The following is a 3,055-nucleotide window of genomic DNA, read 5'->3' on the forward strand; positions in this document are numbered from 1 at the left end:
TGCGCTCACATCGACCCTCTTCCCAGTCTGTCTTTTGGCTCGACCGCCGCGTCAATTCCGCAATCCGTGAACGAGGTCTCCGTAGATCCGCTGCGCGGAACTACTCCGCCCCCGTGGTCACGCATTGCTCCATTGACCCGTCTACTTTTCCGCACGCGCCTGTCTCACGTGCCTTGCGCTTGCGTTCGGCGTTCAGGTAGTTGCCGCGACAGTAGCGCTCGAGAATCGAGTTGTAGCCGACGATGATTTCTCGGTACTGCTCGGGGAACTCACGTAACGCCGCAGTCGTGAAGTCGTTGATGGTCTCGAACTTCTCGACCATGATGAAGCCGACCAACTCGAAGAGCATGTCCTGCTTGTCCTTGGTCGAGAGCTGCTCAAGCTGCCCGATGTCGAAGTTGTTCCCCTCGATGCGGGCTTCGACTGGGTACAGTTCCTTGCCCTTCTTTCGGCACGATGCCGTGTCGTGGATGAGGTAGTCGTATGCGTGCCTGATGTTGTTGACTGGCTCCGCAGAGGAGCAGCACCTCTTGCCTTCCGCGCTCAAGCGGTTCAGGACGTTGATTATCGCCTTGCGTGTTGTGTTGCCGCCCCAAACCACGATGATGTGAACATGGGTCTTCCGCTGCTTGCTCTTCTGGTCATGGTCGATGTCGTGAATTGCGTAAGCAAACGGAACTTGGAGGATGTCGTCTATCTCCTCCTGCCAATCATCGAGCATGTTCTCTGGGTAGCAGATTCCCTCCCAGAGCTTTACCTTCGTCTCGCCAGCGTTTGCCGCCATGCTATAATCTCCTTGTCTCGAATGCCCCTGCTGCCGCCAAGCTTGCTGGGGCTTTTTCTTTTTACCTGCGCTTGTAGACCTCGCGCCGGTGCGCCACATCAACCACGAGAATGACAAGCCTGCCGTCGTTGATATCGCACAGGATCCGATAGTCACCGACCCTGTATCGCCACACGCCAGCCAAGTTCCCCGTTAGGGCTTTGCCCCTGCTTCTCGGGTCTTCGAGCTTCGCTATCTCGTCCAGCTCGTCGAACATCCGCGCCGCAACGCCCTTGTCTAGCTTGCGCATCGCCTTGTCGGCATTCCTCGTGAACTCAATTCGCCAGGCCACAATGCGCCCTTACCTCATCGATGCTGTAGGTCTCAAGCCTGCCTGCACGGTAGTCCTCAATGTCTTTGAGAATCCCGTACTCATACTCGAAGCGGTCTATAGCTTCTTGCAGGGCTTCATTCACATAAAAGCTCCTTGACCTGCCAGTTTCCTTCGCAAGTCTGCTATAACGCTCGTTCAATTCAGTAGGAATCCTCATCGAAGTAACTGCGGTAGCCATGCTGCACCTCCTTGATGTGTAATACAGGTAGTACTATAACACATCACCGAGCCTGCCCGCGCGGCCTGCTGTTCGTCGGCGCAACATGGTTACGGCTCAACGCTTCCGCCGCACGCGCGACTTCCGTGGCTTTCCTCATCACATCATCCAAGCCGCGCTCGGTGCGTTGCACCTTCCTGGGACGCATCAGCGCCCAGATTCGGTCTCCAAGCTCCTCAACTGCTCTTCCAATTGCTCGCGCCGCTCCTGCGCATCGAGCAGCGATTGAATCGAGGATTGAGCCGCGCTCAGCTTTCCCCGCATCTTCCCAGCGCCGAACCTCGGCAGCGACGGGTCGAAGCTCCTCAACGTCTCGCGCAACCCCGTTCGCTCTTTGCCGAAGGCACTCCAATCGGTCGGTCGCATGCTCGATATCGACCATCACGTCCTCGAGCTCGCCCTCCCTCTCGGCAATCTCGGTCACGAGCTCCGCCTTGCGCGTCTCGGCTTCTTTGAGCAAAGCGGCGGCTTCCTCCTTCGCCGCCGCGACAATCCGAGCCGCTTCGTCCTCGGCAGGTCGCACGACCGCCCTATCGACCGCTCCGCGCACCTTGTCAATATCCACGGACTTGTCGGTGTACACGCGCTGCGCCCGCGTTTCCTCGGCAAGCTCGACCTCTGGGCGGTAGCCAAGGCGCTTCTCCAAATAGTCACCGAGTTCCCTATGCATGTTCTGATAGAACATGCGCGGGCACATCTTCTTGTAGTTGAATCGCCCGTCGAGTATCGGCGTGAACGGCACGTGCATGTGGTCGCGGGCGGGCGTGCCGTCCTTCAGCACCTCGTCCTTGTGGACATGCCCGCCCATCATGTTGTCGATGCCGAACTTGTTTGACAGGTACCAGTACGTGAGACGGAAGAACCTGTCCTCATCGCCCTTGCGCACGTTGTCGGGAAGCGTCACCACAACGTCTGCCATAACCACCGCGTCCTTGCGCGTGGCGCGCTTCCCCGCGGCCTTCTGTGCCTCGTTCACGCGCTCTATGCGCCGCTCGACCGTGCCCCAGTTCGGCTCGCCCTCACGGGGCACCACGCGCCCGACCACGAGCTGACCGTCCTTGTTCGTGTAGTGGGCAACGACCATGTTGTCCTTCGTGCGCTTCGGGTCGATGTTGTCGCGCTCCAAGCTCGACGCATCGCGCCTGTAATGTGCGAGCATGTGCCCGACCGAGGTTGCCTTGTACTTCGCTATGTGTGCCATGTCGTAACCGCCTTGCGTGAGATTTTATCCGACTAAAGTCTAGCACGTTAGACCTTAGCTATGCTAAGGACGTGGCAGGGCCAGCCCTGCACCCGCTCGGGCGTTCCCCCCGAGACCCCCCAGCCCTACTCATTCGCGGCGTCGCTCACGAGGTGCGGGCCATCGGCGCGGGCGCCGAATGAGGGGGCAAGCCCCCTCAAACTCCCCCGTTCAACCTGATTTGTCATTTGTCATTTGTCACATTATTTTTCGGACGTAGTTAGCGAAAAATAATGAGCGCGCCCCTTTTGAAACCCGCGAATCGCAGTCGATATGGGTATGGGGCATGGATTCCCAAGGGCGAGGTCATAGTACCTCGCCCTTGGGAATCCATGCCCCAGCCCTCCCGCTCTCGCAGACTTGAACAAGGAAAGGGTCGATGGGAGCTTGCGCTCACATCGACCCTCTTCCCAGTCTGTCTTTTGGCTCGACCGCCGCGTC

The 3,055-nt window shown here is 58.8% G+C and carries 4 protein-coding genes; all 4 read right to left on the minus strand.

The window, feature by feature from the left end; all coding sequences use genetic code 11:
* Nucleotides 1–100: 100 nt before the first annotated feature.
* The 4 genes from DWX63_RS10950 to DWX63_RS10965 all read right to left on the minus strand — a co-directional run bounded on the left by DWX63_RS10950 (nucleotide 101) and on the right by DWX63_RS10965 (nucleotide 2,575).
* The gene (locus tag DWX63_RS10950; RefSeq protein WP_158559688.1) at nucleotides 101–784 is read right to left on the minus strand and encodes a Rep family protein; all 684 of its coding nucleotides are present in this window, start codon (nucleotides 782–784) and stop codon (nucleotides 101–103) included.
* Nucleotides 785–845: 61 nt separating this feature from the next.
* Nucleotides 846–1,115 (minus strand): type II toxin-antitoxin system RelE/ParE family toxin, encoded by a 270-nt coding sequence (locus DWX63_RS10955; RefSeq protein WP_114538517.1) that lies wholly within the window; start codon nucleotides 1,113–1,115, stop codon nucleotides 846–848.
* Complete coding sequence (locus DWX63_RS10960) at nucleotides 1,099–1,335, minus strand: ribbon-helix-helix domain-containing protein (protein ID WP_035138971.1); 237 nt, start codon at nucleotides 1,333–1,335, stop codon at nucleotides 1,099–1,101. The genes DWX63_RS10955 and DWX63_RS10960 overlap by 17 nt, the downstream gene beginning before the upstream one ends.
* A 43-nt stretch (nucleotides 1,336–1,378) precedes the next feature.
* Complete coding sequence (locus DWX63_RS10965; RefSeq protein ID WP_117843726.1) at nucleotides 1,379–2,575, minus strand: plasmid recombination protein; 1,197 nt, start codon at nucleotides 2,573–2,575, stop codon at nucleotides 1,379–1,381.
* Nucleotides 2,576–3,055 lie beyond the last annotated feature (480 nt).

The organism is Collinsella sp. AF20-14LB (assembly GCF_003459505.1).
In the GTDB taxonomy this organism is placed as follows: Bacteria; Actinomycetota; Coriobacteriia; order Coriobacteriales; family Coriobacteriaceae; genus Collinsella.

Bases quoted from the DNA above. Each gene is read 5' to 3' on its own strand.
- DWX63_RS10950 (WP_158559688.1), bottom strand. From the start codon at position 784: ATGGCGGCAAACGCTGGCGAGACGAAGGTAAAGCTCTGGGAGGGAATC.
- DWX63_RS10965 (WP_117843726.1), bottom strand. From the start codon at position 2,575: ATGGCACACATAGCGAAGTACAAGGCAACCTCGGTCGGGCACATGCTC.
- DWX63_RS10960 (WP_035138971.1), bottom strand. From the start codon at position 1,335: ATGGCTACCGCAGTTACTTCGATGAGGATTCCTACTGAATTGAACGAG.